The sequence below is a fragment of the Collinsella sp. OM07-12 genome (assembly GCF_003438275.1).
GTDB lineage: Bacteria > Actinomycetota > Coriobacteriia > Coriobacteriales > Coriobacteriaceae > Collinsella.
In genome coordinates this window covers 1-1,168 of the sequence record NZ_QSTQ01000055.1, presented here as the reverse complement: position 1 = coordinate 1,168, position 1,168 = coordinate 1, and the positions used below count along the sequence as shown (strand labels likewise).

The following is a 1,168-nucleotide window of genomic DNA, read 5'->3' as shown; positions in this document are numbered from 1 at the left end:
TTTAACAGTCTAGGAAACGGGTGATGGATCCGGCCCCGACATGGTCCGCCGGGCGCGCCGTGCTATCCTGTTCCCGCCAAACGAGAATTTGCAGCGGAGCCCACCCGGCTCTTGTTTGGCGACAATCCCGCCGGGTGGGCCCCGCTGCGGACGGGAACGCCCAGATGAACCGACACAGCGCCTTCGCGGACGCCGTCGCGGCGCTCGACGAGGGGGACTTCGAGCTCCTCCGCCGGGCCGTCGACGAGCGGTGCTGCCGCGAGAAGCACGGCTTCGGCACCCTCGCCGAGGCCGCCGACCTCTACCGCACCGACCCCGCCTGCCCCTCCTGCCGCGCGGCCTCGCCCTTCAGGGACGGGAGGACCGCCGGAGGGGTCCAGCGCTGGCGCTGCCGCGCCTGCGGGGCCAGGTTCACCTCGCTCACCGGCACGGTGCTTGAGGGGTCCAAATCCGACATGGCGACCTGGTGCCGCTTCATCGGCCTCATGCGGTTCAACGTGCCCCTTGACGCCATGGCCGAGGAGCTGGGCATAACCCACCAGACGGCATGGGAGTGGCGCCACCGCGTGATGGCCGCCGTCGACGGCTACCAGGACCGCATCGTCCTGCGCGACCTGGTCTGGATAGACGAGACCTACGTGAACGACACCGACCTGCATCTTGGGTACGGCGTGGCGAGGAAGCGCGGGCTGTCCCGCCAGAAGGTCTGCATAGCGGTCGCCATCGACGTGCACAAGAACCCGGTCGCCGTGGTGTGCGGCCGCGGAAAGCCCAGCTCGGCGAGGGTGCTGGGGGCGCTCGGCGGGCATATCGCCGAGGGGAGCCTGGTCGTCCACGACAGGGAGAGGGCGCACGGCGCGCTGATCCGCGAGTCGGGCTGCGCCGAGGAGGCGCACAGGGCCGACGTCAACGACCCGGTCTACCTGGAGCGGATGGCCATGGTGAACAACCTCTGCTCCTGGCTCAAGCGGTACCTCTGGAGGTTCACGGGCATGTCGATGTCGAACCTCCAGTCGTACCTCAACTGGTTCGTTTACCTGTTCAGGGTCAAGCAGGACTCCGAGAGATGGCCCGAGACCGCAAGGGTGGTTCGCCATTTGCTGCTCACCGAGGCGCGTTTCCGCAGCTCGACATAGCGAATCCATCACCCGTTTCCTAGACTGTCAGA

1 protein-coding gene is annotated in these 1,168 nt (G+C 67.6%); it reads left to right on the top strand.

Annotation, left to right across the window (positions count from 1 at the left end; translation table 11 throughout):
• The first annotated feature begins 164 nt into the window (after positions 1-164).
• Positions 165-1,136, top strand: a complete 972-nt coding sequence (locus DXB98_RS10030; RefSeq protein WP_117744014.1) for an IS1595 family transposase — start codon at positions 165-167, stop codon at positions 1,134-1,136.
• Positions 1,137-1,168 lie beyond the last annotated feature (32 nt).

Coding starts and splice junctions, on each gene's coding strand:
- DXB98_RS10030 (WP_117744014.1), top strand. CDS start 165: ATGAACCGACACAGCGCCTTCGCGGACGCCGTCGCGGCGCTCGACGAG.